The sequence below is a fragment of the Micromonospora sp. CA-111912 genome (genome assembly GCF_050948415.1).
Classification (GTDB): domain Bacteria; phylum Actinomycetota; class Actinomycetes; order Mycobacteriales; family Micromonosporaceae; genus Micromonospora.
The window spans coordinates 5,038,577-5,051,988 of the sequence record NZ_CP192007.1 but is presented as its reverse complement, the minus strand read 5'-3'; the positions used below and the strand labels follow the sequence as shown (position 1 = coordinate 5,051,988).

General features: G+C 71.1%; 9 protein-coding genes. 3 read left to right on the top strand and 6 right to left on the bottom strand.

Features of this window, described 5'->3' with window-relative positions; all coding sequences use genetic code 11:
- Positions 1 to 80 precede the first annotated feature (80 nt).
- The 3 genes from ACQPZO_RS20770 to ACQPZO_RS20760 form a co-directional block, all read right to left on the bottom strand.
- Complete coding sequence (locus ACQPZO_RS20770) at positions 81 to 1,787, bottom strand: hypothetical protein (RefSeq protein WP_433343259.1); 1,707 nt, start codon at positions 1,785 to 1,787, stop codon at positions 81 to 83.
- A 600-nt stretch (positions 1,788 to 2,387) separates the two neighbouring features.
- Complete coding sequence (locus tag ACQPZO_RS20765) at positions 2,388 to 4,241, bottom strand: hypothetical protein (protein ID WP_433343257.1); 1,854 nt, start codon at positions 4,239 to 4,241, stop codon at positions 2,388 to 2,390.
- A 326-nt stretch (positions 4,242 to 4,567) separates the two neighbouring features.
- A complete protein-coding gene (locus ACQPZO_RS20760; protein ID WP_433343255.1) occupies positions 4,568 to 6,049 on the bottom strand; it encodes an aminopeptidase P family protein in 1,482 nt (493 codons plus the stop codon).
- A 111-nt stretch (positions 6,050 to 6,160) separates the two neighbouring features.
- Here ACQPZO_RS20760 and asnB point away from each other — a divergent pair, with 111 nt between their 5' ends.
- On the top strand, positions 6,161 to 8,122 hold the full coding sequence (gene asnB / locus ACQPZO_RS20755) for an asparagine synthase (glutamine-hydrolyzing) (RefSeq protein ID WP_433343254.1): 1,962 nt from the start codon (positions 6,161 to 6,163) through the stop codon (positions 8,120 to 8,122).
- 66 nt (positions 8,123 to 8,188) lie between these two features.
- Here asnB and ACQPZO_RS20750 read toward each other — a convergent pair whose 3' ends face one another.
- The gene (locus ACQPZO_RS20750; protein ID WP_433343253.1) at positions 8,189 to 9,304 is read right to left on the bottom strand and encodes a lytic polysaccharide monooxygenase; all 1,116 of its coding nucleotides are present in this window, start codon (positions 9,302 to 9,304) and stop codon (positions 8,189 to 8,191) included.
- A 415-nt stretch (positions 9,305 to 9,719) separates the two neighbouring features.
- Here ACQPZO_RS20750 and ACQPZO_RS20745 point away from each other — a divergent pair, with 415 nt between their 5' ends.
- A complete protein-coding gene (locus tag ACQPZO_RS20745; RefSeq protein ID WP_433343252.1) occupies positions 9,720 to 10,655 on the top strand; it encodes a PfkB family carbohydrate kinase in 936 nt (311 codons plus the stop codon).
- On the opposite strand, the gene ACQPZO_RS20740 is transcribed toward ACQPZO_RS20745, so the two are convergent.
- Positions 10,635 to 11,897: a multidrug effflux MFS transporter gene (locus ACQPZO_RS20740; RefSeq protein WP_433351122.1), complete on the bottom strand. Its 1,263-nt coding sequence runs from the start codon at positions 11,895 to 11,897 to the stop codon at positions 10,635 to 10,637. The genes ACQPZO_RS20745 and ACQPZO_RS20740 overlap by 21 nt on opposite strands.
- Positions 11,898 to 12,073: 176 nt before the next feature.
- On the opposite strand from ACQPZO_RS20740, the gene ACQPZO_RS20735 reads away from it, so the two are divergent.
- Positions 12,074 to 12,520, top strand: a complete 447-nt coding sequence (locus ACQPZO_RS20735; protein WP_433351120.1) for a MarR family winged helix-turn-helix transcriptional regulator — start codon at positions 12,074 to 12,076, stop codon at positions 12,518 to 12,520.
- A gap of 10 nt (positions 12,521 to 12,530) precedes the next feature.
- On the opposite strand, the gene ACQPZO_RS20730 is transcribed toward ACQPZO_RS20735, so the two are convergent.
- A complete protein-coding gene (locus ACQPZO_RS20730) occupies positions 12,531 to 13,361 on the bottom strand; it encodes an MBL fold metallo-hydrolase (protein WP_433343250.1) in 831 nt (276 codons plus the stop codon).
- Between the last annotated feature and the right edge of the window lie 51 nt (positions 13,362 to 13,412).

Below are 13,412 nucleotides of genomic sequence, written 5' to 3'. Positions count from 1 at the left end.
TGTGCGGATCCTTCCCGAGCGGGGCCGGTGGACTGCCCGTGGCCGGTGTCACCGTTGCCGGCTACCAGCCCTGCCTGCCGTCAGGCGAAGCAGTTGGGGATGTGGCCGGTGCAGTTGGTGGGGTCGTTGTCGATGACGATGGATTCGTCGTCGAGGCGGACTTTGCCGTCGTTGTTGACGATGCCGCCGGCGATGTCGTAGGGCTTGTTGGTGTCGGTGGCGGTGTTCTTGGTGATTTTGGTGTTGGTGATGTTGACTCGGCCGCGGTTGTTGAAGATGCCGCCGCCGTTGCCGGCGGTGTTGCCCTTGACCTCGCTGTTGCGGAGGGTGAGGGTGGCGCGGTTGTCTTTGTTGGGGCCGGGTTTGAGGTCGGGGTCGCCGTTGAAGATGCCGCCGCCGCGGCGGCCGGCGGTGTTGCCGCGGATGGCGCTGTCGTCGATGGTGGCGCTGCCGCGGTCTTTGTTGTCGTCGTGGTCTTTGTCGTTGTCTTTGGTGGTTTTGGGTTTGTTGGTGGTGCTGGTGTTGTAGATGCCGCCGCCGTCTTCGCTGGCTTTGTTGTTGTCGATGGTGACGTGGCGGAGGTGGAGGTTGGTGTCGGTGGCGTAGATGCCGCCGCCGCTGTGGCAGGCGGTGTTGTCCTTGATGTCGGTGGAGGTGATGTCGAGGAATCCGTTGGCGGTGTAGATGCCGCCGCCGTTGTGGTTGGCGGTGTTTCTGTTGATGGTGCTCTTGGTGATTTCGACGGTGCCGGTGGCGGTGGTGCCGATGGTGATTTTGGGTTCGTAGGTGTTGGTCTTGGGTTCGTGGGTGTTGCCGTTGGCGATGCCGCCGCCGTTTTTGCCGGCGGTGTTGTTGGTGATGTGGGATTCCTTGATCTTGAGGATGCCGGCGTTGAAGATGCCGCCGCCGTTGTCTTTGGCGTGGTTGTTTTCGATGGTGGTGCGGTCGAGGTGGACGCGGCCGAAGTTGGCGATGGCGCCGCCGTTGCCGCTGGCGTTGTTGTTGAACAGGTTGCTGTCTTCGAGGAAGGCGCTGCCGCCGGGCTTGACGAGGATCGCGCCGCCGTCGGCACCCTCGTCATAGGTCCCGGGCGAACCCCCACCCGACTCACCCGACTCACCGGGCACGACCGGGGCGACCGGCACCACCGGCACCACCGGCACGACCGGTGCGACCGGCACGACCGGCACGACCGGCACGACCGGCGCGGCTGGCATCCCCGGCATGGCCGGCGCGGTCGGCGTGGCCGGAGTGGTCCCGGCTACCGGTGCGGCGGCGGCCGGGACCGGCTTGGCGGCCGGTGCGGCTACCGGTGCGGCGGCCGGGTCTGCCTTGACCACCGGCGCGGCTGCCAGGCCCGGCTTGGCGGCCGGCGCGACGGCCGGCTCTGCCTTGGCGGCCGGTGCGGCCGCCGGGTCTGGCTTGGCACCGGTCGGCGGGGTGTCGGTCTTCGGTGGGGTGGTGTTGTCGGGTGTGGTGGGCCAGGGTTCTTGTTCCTTCTTCTTCTCGCGGGCGGCGTTGCCGTCCTTGACGGTGACGCCCTTGAGGGTGAGTTCGCCGCCTTCGCCGACGGTGAAGATGCGGAATGCGTCGCTGGAGTCGCGCTTGATGGTGGACTTGTCGCCCTTGATGGTGATCCGTTGGCGGATCGTGGGCAGGGCGGAGCCGTTCTTGCGGTCGTGGTCGCTGAGCTCGTACTTGCAGTCCCGGGCGAGCTTCAGCGTGCCGCCGAGTTCGTTGTTGGCCCGTACCACCGCTTCGACCAGCGCGTCGTCGTCGCAGGGCACCTCGCGGACCCGGCCCTCCTCGTCACGCTCACCCCGGCCGTCCTGGTCCTTGTCGCGGTCCTTGTCGTGGTCCTTGTCCCGGTCCTTGTCGCGGTGCTCGTCACGAGCGTCCCTGCCGGGCCCGTCGTCCTTGACGACCTGCTCGGCGGTGGACCACTTGAGGTTGTCCAGCCGGTTCAATCCCGCCGCCCCCGCGCCGGTGGCGGCACCCACGGCGACGAGGCTGACGACGCCCGTCAGGCCGGCCACGCCGGTGACGAGCCACAGCTTGCGGTGGCGCGGCGCCGCCCCGGTTTCCCGCGCCGTATCGGTGCTCTTCGGAAGGTAGTTGGACATCGGAGCTCTCTGCTCTCTCCTCGTACCAGACAAGGTGCTTCGCCATCGCGAGGCCCCTTGGCTACAAATCGGTTGTAGCTACTTAAGAACACCTTATGAGAATGTTCTTCGTAGCGCGGTCAGATCCGAAGAAACCGCACATTAGGGGTACAGCATGCTCAGGGCGGCCCTAATCCGGACGTAGCTGTCAGGGCGCGAGGAGCCCCTCCCGCCGCCGGTCGGCGCTGGGAGGGGCCCTGTCTCCGCTATGTGGTTCAGCCTCGGTCAGGCGAAGCAGTTGGGGATGTGGCCGGTGCAGTTGGTGGGGTCGTTGTCGATGACGATGGATTCGTCGTCGAGGCGGACTTTGCCGTCGTTGTTGACGATGCCGCCGGCGATGTCGTAGGGCTTGTTGGTGTCGGTGGCGGTGTTCTTGGTGATTTTGGTGTTGGTGATGTTGACTCGGCCGCGGTTGTTGAAGATGCCGCCGCCGTTGCCGGCGGTGTTGCCCTTGACCTCGCTGTTGCGGAGGGTGAGGGTGGCGCGGTTGTCTTTGTTGGGGCCGGGTTTGAGGTCGGGGTCGCCGTTGAAGATGCCGCCGCCGCGGCGGCCGGCGGTGTTGCCGCGGATGGCGCTGTCGTCGATGGTGGCGCTGCCGCGGTCTTTGTTGTCGTCGTGGTCTTTGTCGTTGTCTTTGGTGGTTTTGGGTTTGTTGGTGGTGCTGGTGTTGTAGATGCCGCCGCCGTCTTCGCTGGCTTTGTTGTTGTCGATGGTGACGTGGCGGAGGTGGAGGTTGGTGTCGGTGGCGTAGATGCCGCCGCCGCTGTGGCAGGCGGTGTTGTCCTTGATGTCGGTGGAGGTGATGTCGAGGAATCCGTTGGCGGTGTAGATGCCGCCGCCGTTGTGGTTGGCGGTGTTTCTGTTGATGGTGCTCTTGGTGATTTCGACGGTGCCGGTGGCGGTGGTGCCGATGGTGATTTTGGGTTCGTAGGTGTTGGTCTTGGGTTCGTGGGTGTTGCCGTTGGCGATGCCGCCGCCGTTTTTGCCGGCGGTGTTGTTGGTGATGTGGGATTCCTTGATCTTGAGGATGCCGGCGTTGAAGATGCCGCCGCCGTTGTCTTTGGCGTGGTTGTTTTCGATGGTGGTGCGGTCGAGGTGGACGCGGCCGAAGTTGGCGATGGCGCCGCCGTTGCCGCTGGCGTTGTTGTTGAACAGGTTGCTGTCTTCGAGGAAGGCGCTGCCGCCGGGCTTGACGAGGATCGCGCCGCCGTCGGCACCCTCGTCATAGGTGCCAGGCGTGTCGCCACCCGGCTTGCCGGGCAGCTCTCCACCCGGCTTACCGGGCATCCCCGGTGCGACCGGCGCGACCGGCGCGATCTCGGGGGCCGGCGCGGCGGCTGCCGGGTCTGCCTTGGTCGCCTCACCAACCGCCGATGGGGTGGTGTTGTCGGGTGTGGTGGGCCAGGGTTCTTGTTCCTTCTTCTTCTCGCGGGCGGCGTTGCCGTCCTTGACGGTGACGCCCTTGAGGGTGAGTTCGCCGCCTTCGCCGACGGTGAAGATGCGGAATGCGTCGCTGGAGTCGCGCTCGATGGTGGACTTGTCGCCCTTGATGATGATCCGTTGGCGGATCGTGGGCAGGGCGGAGCCGTTCTTGCGGTCGTGGTCGCTGAGCTCGTACTTGCAGTCCCGGGCGAGCTTCAGCGTGCCGCCGAGTTCGTTGTTGGCCCGTACCACCGCTTCGACCAGCGCGTCGTCGTCGCAGGGCACCTCGCGGACCCGGCCCTCCTCGTCACGCTCACCCCGGCCGTCCCGGTCCTTGTCCCGATCCTTGCCGGACCGGTCGTCCTTGCCGGACCGGTCGTCCTGACCGGACCACTCGGCATCGCTCCAGTCGTCCTGCTTGCCGGGGTCCTGGCCGCCGTTCTCCTTGCCGCGTTCCTCGTCGGCCCGGCCGGCGTCGCTGACGTTCTGCTTCGCGGTGGCCGAGTGCTGATCCGACAGTCGGTTCGCGTCGTCGGACTTGTCTTCGCGGGTGGCCAGTCCGCCGAGCGCCGCGAGGCCGACGACGCCGGTCAGGCCGGCAACGCCGGTGGCGACCCAGAGAGCCCGCCGTCGTTTCGCCGGCGGGGTGGCGTGCACCCCGCCGCCGGGAGTCGTTTCGTCGTTGGACATCAGAACCTTCCGCCCTCTCCTGCTACCAGACGGGGCCGCACCGCCCGAAGGGGCGCGACCAGCTACAAATGGGTTGCAGCCTTCTGATCCCCACCGTATGAGAGCGTTCCTCACGAGGAGGACGTATCCGAAAAAACCCCGCATTGTTCTCGGATCGGTCGGGAGTCCGCAGTCGGGCGATGCCGTACACGAAGGTGCCGCAGGGGGAAACGGCGACGGGCCCCGCCACCGGTGCGTCGACGGTCGAAACGTCGCGTACCGGCGGCGGAGCCCGCCGTGGTCGTACCTGAGGATCAGCCAGGCAGGCGCGGACCCGCCTCGCGCTGCTCGGCCAGCCACGTCTCCACCTCGTCGGCCCGGCGCGGCAGCCCGGCCGAGAGGTTGACCGCGCCGGTCGCGGTCACCAGCACGTCGTCCTCGATCCGGATGCCGATGCCGCGCAGCTCCTCGGGGACCAGCTCGTCCTCCGGCTGGAAGTACAGCCCGGGCTCGACGGTGAGCACGTAGCCCTCGCCGAGCGCGCCGTCGCGGTACGTCTCCTTACGGGCGTTCGCGCAGTCGTGCACGTCGATGCCGAGCATGTGCCCGAAGCCGTGCAGCGTCCACCGGCGGTAGACCGTCGACTTCTCGTCCATCGCCTCGTCCACGCTCACCGGCAGCAGGCCCAGGTCGTGCAGGCCCTCGGCCAGCACCCGCATGCACGTCAGCTGGACGTCCTTGAACTGCACCCCCGGCCTGATGAGGTCGATGCCGGCCTGCTGGGAGGCGTACACGATGTCGTAGACCTGCCGCTGCAGCGGGGTGAACCGGCCGTCGACCGGGAGCACCCGGGTCACGTCGGCGGTGTAGAGGTTGCGGTTCTCCACGCCCATGTCCATCAGCAGCAGCTCGCCCGGCCGGGTGACGCCGTGGTTGTGCACCCAGTGCAGGATCGTGGCGTGCTCGCCGGCCCCGACGATCGAGCCGTAGCCGACGTCGTTGCCGTCGTGCCGGGCGCGCAGCGCGAAGATTCCCTCCAGCAGCCGCTCGGAGACCGCCCGGTCGGCCGGCAGCACCCGGGCCACGTCCTCGAAGCCCCGCACCGTGGCGTCGATCGCGTCCTGGAGCTGGGCGATCTCCCACTCGTCCTTGACCAGCTTGGCCTCGGAGATCGCGATCGCCAGCTCCCGGTCCCGGGCGGGCTGCCCCTCCTCGCGCGGCCCGTCGTACGGGCGCACGGCCGAGTCCACCCGGGCGTCGAAGCCGCGCAGCACCCGGGTACGCCCCGGCGCCAGCTCGGCCAGCGCCGCGTCCAGCTCGGTCAGGTCGGCGGTGGGCAGGCCCAGCTCGGTCGACTTCTCGGCCAGGGTGTGCCGCCGGCCCACCCACAGCTCACCGTGCCGGCTGCGGAAGAACTCGTCGGTCTCCCGGGAGGACCGGGGCCGCGTGTAGAGGGTGGCGTCGTGGCCCGAGCCGTTCGGGCGCAGCACCAGCACGCCGTCCGGGTCGTGGTCGCCGGTCAGGTACGCGAAGTCGCTGCCCGGCCGGAACCGGTACTCGGTGTCGTTGGCGCGTACTTTCTCCTCGCCGGTGGGGATCACCAGCGTCTCGCCGGGGAAGGCCGCGGAGAGCGCGGCCCGCCGCTTGGCGTGGTTGGGCACCTCCACCCGGGGGCCGACCGGAAGGGCCGCGTCCCGCCAGCCCTGGCGCATGAACGACAGGAACGCCTCCGGGAAGTCCGGGTCGTGTGATTCGGTGCCGTCCGTAGGCTGGTCGCCCGCCCGCTTCTCGCTCATGATCCGCTCCCTCCGCCACGCCGCTGGCCCAGACGCTACCCCTCGCGCGCGGATGTGGGGTGCCTGCGGTGCCTGCGACGTCCGTCCCGGCCGCGTGGAAAGATGACCGGCATGTGCGGACTCCTGGCCTTCTTCAGCGCGAACGGCAACGCCGCCGCCCACCGCGACCACATCGCGGGGGCGCTGGAGTGCCTGCACCACCGCGGACCGGACGAGACAGGTGTCGAGGTGGTGGGCGACGCGACCGGCCAGTACGCGGACGGGGTGTTCGGGCACAAGCGGCTCGCGATCATCGACGTGGCGTCCAGCCACGAGCCGCTGCCGTACGCGGGCGGACGCTACCTGCTGACCTTCAACGGCGAGATCTACAACTACATCGAGCTGCGCGACGAGCTGGTACGCACCTACGGGGCCCAGTTCGCCACCGCCGGCGACGGCGAGGTGATCGTCGCCGGCTACCACTTCTGGGGCGAGCAGGTGCTCACCCGGCTGCGCGGCATGTTCGCGTTCGTGATCTGGGACCGGCAGGAGCGCCGCGCGTTCGGCGCCCGCGACTACTTCGGCATCAAGCCGCTGCACTACCTGGAGACCGCCGACGGGCTCTACCTCGCCTCGGAGAAGAAGGCGCTGCTGCCGTTCGCGCAGTCCGCGTACGCCGGGGACGCCGGGATCGACCCGGCGAACCTGAGCCACTACCTGACCCTCCAGTACGTCCCGGAGCCCGGCACCCTGCACCGGGGGATCAACCGGATCGGCTCGGGGGAGTACCTGACCTGGACCCCGGGTGGCCGGATCGACGTGCGCCGGTGGTACCGGCCGGTGTTCCGGCCGGCCCCGGTCAGCGACGAGCAGCGGCTCTACCACGAGATCCGGGAGACGCTGCGCGAGAGCGTCCGGGTGCACATGCGCTCGGACGTGCCGGTCGGCTCGTTCCTGTCCAGCGGCATCGACTCCACCGCCGTGGTCGCCCTGGCCCGGGAGTTCAACCCGCACATCCTCACCTTCACCGTCGGCTACGACGTCCCCGGGTACTCGGAGATCGACGTCGCCCAGGAGTCGGCCCAGCACCTCGACGTGACCATCATGCCGACCAAGATCGGCCCGCAGGACATGATCGACGCGCTGCCGAAGATCGTCTGGCACCTGGACGACCCGGTCGCCGACCCGGCGCTGGTGCCGCTGTACTTCGTGGCGAAGAAGGCCGCCGAGCACGTCACCGTGGTCCTCTCCGGTGAGGGCGCCGACGAGTTTTTCGGCGGGTACACCATCTACCGGGAGCCGCTCTCCCTCGGCACGGTCAACGGCCTGCCCGGCGGGGTGCAGAAGGGCCTGCGTGCGGTCTCGAAGGCCATCCCGCAGGGGGTGAAGGGCAAGAGCTTCCTGGAGCGCGGCACCACCCCGATCGAGCAGCGCTACTACGGCAACGCCCGGATGTTCACCGAGGAGGAGAAGCAGCACCTGATGCGCCGCTACGACCCCTCGGTGCGCTACACCGACGTCACCGCACCGATCTACGCCGAGTGCACCGAGCTCGACGACGTCACCAAGATGCAGTACATCGACCTGTACACCTGGCTGCGCGGCGACATCCTGGTCAAGGCCGACCGGATCTCGATGGCGCACTCGCTGGAGGTCCGGGTGCCGTTCCTGGACCGCGCGGTGTTCGACGTGGCGGCCACCATCCCGGTGGATTTGAAGCTCCCGCCGCGCTCCGAGGCCACCAAGTACGCCATGCGCCAGGCCCTCCAGGGTGTGGTGCCCCCGGCCATCGTCAACCGCAAGAAGCTCGGCTTCCCCACCCCGACGCGGGTGTGGCTGCGCGGCGAGATGTACGAGTGGGCCCGCTGGGTGATCTCCAACTCCGGCGCGGGCGAGCTGATCGACCTGTCGTACGCGATGCGGCTGCTGGAGGAGCACAAGCGGGAGGAGGCCGACCACTCCCGCAAGGTGTGGACGGTGCTGATCTTCTGCATCTGGCACGCGATCTTCGTGGCCAAGACGCTCGACCCGGGCATCCAGCGCAACCAGTCCGCGCTGCTGACCAAGCCGGTGGTCGGCTCCATGGTCCGCTGAGCCGGTGCGGAGGGCCCCCTGCCGCCGCCCGCGTGGCAGGGTGCCCTCCGCTTCATCCGGGCGGGGTCACGCCCGGGTGCAGCTCACCGTGGGCAGGGCGTTGGTCCCGGTGCTGCTGGCGACGAAGCCGAACGCGGTCGTCCCCTCCGGGGCGACCGTGCCGTTCCAGGCCGCGTTGGTCACCGTGGTGGTCGACCCGGACGTGGTGTACGAGCCGTTCCACAGGCTCTGGATGGTCTGCCCGCTCGGCCAGGTCAGTGTCGCCTTCCAGCCGGCGAACGACGTCGCGCCGTGGTTCATGATCGTCACCTCGCCCTGGAATCCGCCGGACCAGGCGCCGACCACCTTGTAGACCGCCATGCAGTCCCCGCCGTGCGGCGGCGGGGTGGTCGGGCTCGGCGGCGGGCTGGTGGGGCTCGGCGGGGGAGTCGTCGGGCTCGGCGGCGGGGTGGTCGGGCCGGGCGAGCCGCCGTTGCCGACCCCGGTGACCTCGCCGTTGCCCCCGTCGAAGGCCACGTCGGAGCAGCCGAAGAAGTTCTCCTGGCTGTCCGAACGGACCCAGCGTGAGTAGATGATGTGCCGGCCGCTCTTGTTCGACGGCAGGTTGCCGCTGAAGTAGTAGTGCCCCTCGTTGGTGCCCACCCCGCCGTTCTGCGGTGGGTTGGTCACCGTGAGGAAGGGCTGCTCCTCCAGGTCGCTCCAGGCCAGCGCCCGGGTCGGGCTCCAACTGTCCTTCGTCACGTAGAAGTAGAAGGTGCCCGGGTGGTGGGCCCAGTTGCTGTACTTGAAGTTGTGTCGGGCCCCGGCGGTCAGGTGGGTCAACGGCCAGTCGGTGCGGGCCAGGTCGTACCCGGTGTAGCCAGGGTTGCCGCCGCTGCACAGCTTGCCGTCGGGGATGAAGCCGACGGTCCGGCCGCCGGCGTCGGAGCGCAATACGCTGAACCAGTTGTACAGCGAGTTCGCCCCGCTCTGGGCGACCGCCGCCGTGCAGGCCGGGTTGATCGGCTTGATCTCACCGGTGGGGCTGAGGCCGTCCTTCCAGCACAGGTAGGTCCGGCTGCCGGGGGTCATCGCGGCGCCGTGCGCGACGGCGGGGTCGGGCCCCGCCGTCAGAGCGACGGCGCCCATGAGAAGAGTGGTGGCCGCGGTGAGCAACGCGGCCGTACGCGAACGGTGGGACACGGGTTCTCCTCACTCGCGGGACGCGGGCGCCCGCGGGCAACGCGGGCGGCAGCGCCGCCCGACGCGGATACGGCGGTTGAGGCGGACGTGCCCCGGCGGGTGGCCGGCGTACGTGCGCCGTCGGCGGTCCGACTCGCGGACCGGTGCCCTCGCGTGGATGTGAACCCGGCGCCGGCGGCGCGGCAGCCCCCGCACCGCCCGGCAAGCGCCATCCCACCACGGACGCCGACGGCGCGCAATAGCTGTTGCTCGATGTGTCAGTTGCGCTCGGCGAGGTGCTCGCGGCTGGGTCTCCCAGCCCCTCGCCCGGCTCGCCCGTAGGCCAATACGGTGGCTTCGGCGCTCGTCGTGGCGCGTACTGTGCCAGCCTGGTGGGACAAGATCGTTCGGCGCGCGGCGTGGACGGAGGACCGGAATGGGATACGCGGTGGTGCTCGGCGAGGCACTGGTCGACCTGCTCGATACCGAGCACGCCGGCGAGCCGGTCTACCGGCAGGCCGTCGGCGGCGGGCCGCTGAACGTGGCGGTCGCCGTAGCCCGGCTCGGCGGTGCGGTGCAGTTCGTCGGGTCGCTCGGCGACGACGTCCTGGCCGGGCGGATCCGCGACTTCCTGACCGGGGCGGGCGTCGGTTTGGCCGGGGTGGCCACCGTCCCCGTGCCGACCGCGCTGGCGGTGGCCACCTTCGCCGGTCCCGAGCCCGACTTCCGGTTCTACGGCGAGCCGCCCTCCTACGGCCTGTTCGGTACCGACGACCTCGACACCGACCTGGTCGCGGGCGCCGACGTCGTCTACTGCGGGTCGGTCGTGCTGCTCCAGCCGCCGGTGCTGGCCGCCGCGCGCCGGGCCTGGAGGATCGCGTCCGGGCTGCGGGTCTTCGATCCGAACGTGCGGCCCCGGCTGCTCGCCGGGCCGGCCGCGCTGGCCGGGCTGCGCGAGACGGTGGCCGAGTTCGCCGCCTCCGCCCACCTGGTCAAGCTGAGCACCGCCGACGCCGAACTGCTCTACCCCGGCGAGCCGGTCGAGGGGGTCGCGGCGTACCTGCGCGAACTGGGGGCAGCGACCGTGGTGGTCACCCTCGGCCCGGCCGGCGCGGTGGTCGCCGCCGCAGGCGCCGATCCGGTACGCGTGCCAGCGCCCAGGGTGCGCGCGGTGGACGCCACCGGCGCCGGCGACTCGGTGATGGGGGCGCTCGTCGCCGACCTGCTGGTCGACGGCGAGCCGACCGACCCGGCCGACTGGCACCGGCGGGTCGCGTTCGCGCTGCGGGTCGCCGGACTGGTCTGCGAGTCCCCGGGCGGCGCGGTGGCCATGCCCACCCGCGCCGAGGTGTTACGCCGCTTCGCCGGCTGACCCCGGCCGTCTCCGGCCGGCGGACCGGGCCAGGGTGAGCACGGCGGCCAGGGAGAGCGCGGCGGCGCCGGCAAGCACCGCCGCCATCGGCACGGCGCTGCCCTCGCCGCCCAGCCCGACCAGCGGCGCGGCCAGCGCGCCGATCACCGACTGGAGCGCCCCCAGCAGCGCGGCGGCCGTGCCGGCGTGGCTGGCGTGCCGGTCCAGCGCCAGCGCCGTGCTGTTGGGCATCACCATGCCGATCGTGCCGACGAAGACGAACAACGCCACGGCGAGCGGCCACAGGCTGCCGGCCACCGCGCCGGTCAGCACGCCCACGGCGGCCACGGCGCCGACCAGCAGGGTGGCGACCAGCAGGACGCGCGGGCTGAACCGGTCGAGCAGCCGGGCGTTGGCCTGCCCGGCGGCGACCAGGGCGAGCGCGTTGAGGCCGAAGATCAGGCTGAACGTGCCGCTGGAGACGCCGAACACGTCCTGGAAGACGAACGGCGAGCCGGAGATGTACGCGAACATGGCGGCGAAGGCCAGCCCCTGGGTCAGCACGTACCCGAGGTAGACCCGGTCGGTCAGCAGCGACCCCATGGTCCGGGCGATGCCGGCCACGCCCCCGGTGCTGCGCCGCTCGGCGGGAAGCGTCTCGGGCAGCCGCCAGGCCGCCGCGGCGGCGAGCAGCAGGCCGATCACCGCGAGGGTGACGAAGACCGCCCGCCAGGACCCGAACCGCAGCACCAGGCTGCCGACGCCGGGCGCGGCCACCGGGGCCACCCCGAAGATCAGGGTGAGCCGGGAGAAGTATTTCGCGGCGGCTCGGCCGGCGTACAGGTCCCGGACGATCGCCCGGGCCACCACCACACCCGTCCCGCCGGCGAAGCCCTGCATGAAGCGGGCCGCGGCGAGCGTGCCGGCGTTCGGGGCGACCGCGCAGACCAGGGCCAGCAGCGCGTACCCGACGAGGCCGACGAGCACCGGCCGGCGGCGGCCCCACCGGTCGCTGAGCGGGCCGGTGACGAGCTGGCCGAGGGCCATGCCGATCAGGCAGGTGGTCAGCGAGAGCTGGATCTGGGCCTGGCTGGCCCCCAACTCGTCCGCCATTGCTGGGAACGCCGGCAGGTACATGTCCAGCGAGAGGGGGCCGACTGCGGTGAGCGCCCCGAGCAGCACCAGCAGCCCGATCCCGGTGCCCCGGTCGGCGGTCCCGGTCCCGGTCCCCGGGACGGGTGCCCCGGCGCGCTGGTGCGGCACCCCGGGTGCCGCGGTCCGCCCGCCGGGTGCCGGGACGCCGGAGCCCCGCCGACCGGCGGCCGGCGTCGGACTGCCGGTCGACTGCACCACACGCGCCACGAGGCCCCCAGAAAAAGTCGGATTCGGGTAACCTTAGCTCTGTCATCAGAGATGTTGCGCTGTGAAGTAGGTGACCCCTGTCCAGCGACGAGACCCCCGCGCGGCTCAGCGCCGCCGTGGCGGAGCTGCACCGGCTGCTGCGCCGCTCGACCGTCCGGCGGGCCAACCGGCCGGCGCTGCCGGAGGCGCAGGTGGAGTTGCTGTTGGTGGTCCGCGCCCACCCGGACATCAGCATCAAGGAGACGGCCCGGCGGTTGGGCACCGCGCCGAACACGGTGAGCACCCTGGTCGGCGACCTGGCCGGCGCCGGGCTGCTGCACCGCGAGCGCGACCCGGGCGACCGGCGGCTGGTCCTGCTGCGCCTCACCGACGCCGCGCGGCAGCGGATGGCCGACTACGAGCGGCACCGCGCCGAGCTGCTCGCCGCCGCCCTCGCCGCCCTCGACCCGGCCGGCCGCCGGGCCCTGGCGGAGGCCATGCCCCACCTGCCCCGCCTGGCCGCCCTCATCACCCCCGCCGACTGACCCGGTCGGGTCAGCCGGTGCCGTCGAGTTCGGCGTAGCCCCGGCGGGCCGCGAACAGGGCGGCGCGGGCACCGAAGGGGGCCTCGGCGGCCACCCGCTCCGGCGGGGCGCCCCCGGCGTGGCCGGCCCGGATCAGCCAGGCCAGCTCGACCAGTTCGCCGTGCTGGGCCCGGACGAACTCCGGGTCGACCAGCTCGCCGTGCCCCGGCACGACGACCGTGCCCGGGGTGGTCAGCCGCAGCAGCTCGGCCACCGCGTCCGGCCACCGCAACGGGTACGACTCCTCGAACGCCGGCGGCCCGCCCTGCTCGACGAGGTCCCCGGCGACCAGTACGTCCGCGTCCGGCACGTGGACCATCAGGTCGGCGTCGGTGTGCCCGTGCCCCGGATGGCGCAGCAGCACCCGCCGGCCCCCGACGTCCAGCACCGTCTCCCGGCGAACGACATGCGTCGGGGCCAGCAGCGCCGTGCCGGCCAGTTCGGCGGCCAGCCCCGGCCGCTCGCCGCGCATCTCCTCGTACGCCGCCCGGCGCAGCTCGTCGGGGCGCTCGCGCAGCGCCGCGGCGGCGACCTCGTGCGCGTACACCGGGCGGGCCGGGTCGGCGGCGAGCGTGGCGTTGCCGAAGCAGTGGTCGAAGTGGTGGTGGGTGTTCACCACCGTCCACGGGTGTGGGGTGACCGCGCGGGCTGCGACGGCCAGCTCGTTGGCCTGCCCGGTGGTGGAGAGGGTGTCCACCACCAGCGCCGCGCCGTCGCCGACGACCAGCGTGACGTTGACGTCGAGCAGCGGCTCCCGCAGCACGTGCACCCCGTCGGCGACCTCGACGAACCGCAGCGTCACGACCCGGCCGCCGCCGCGCGGTCACCGGGGCGACCGCCGGCCGGAGCATCG

What these genes read in the sequence shown, in the direction of transcription:
- ACQPZO_RS20760 (WP_433343255.1), bottom strand. Translation starts at nt 6,049, where the DNA reads ATGAGCGAGAAGCGGGCGGGCGACCAGCCTACGGACGGCACCGAATCA.
- asnB (WP_433343254.1), top strand. Translation starts at nt 6,161, where the DNA reads ATGTGCGGACTCCTGGCCTTCTTCAGCGCGAACGGCAACGCCGCCGCC.
- ACQPZO_RS20745 (WP_433343252.1), top strand. Translation starts at nt 9,720, where the DNA reads ATGGGATACGCGGTGGTGCTCGGCGAGGCACTGGTCGACCTGCTCGAT.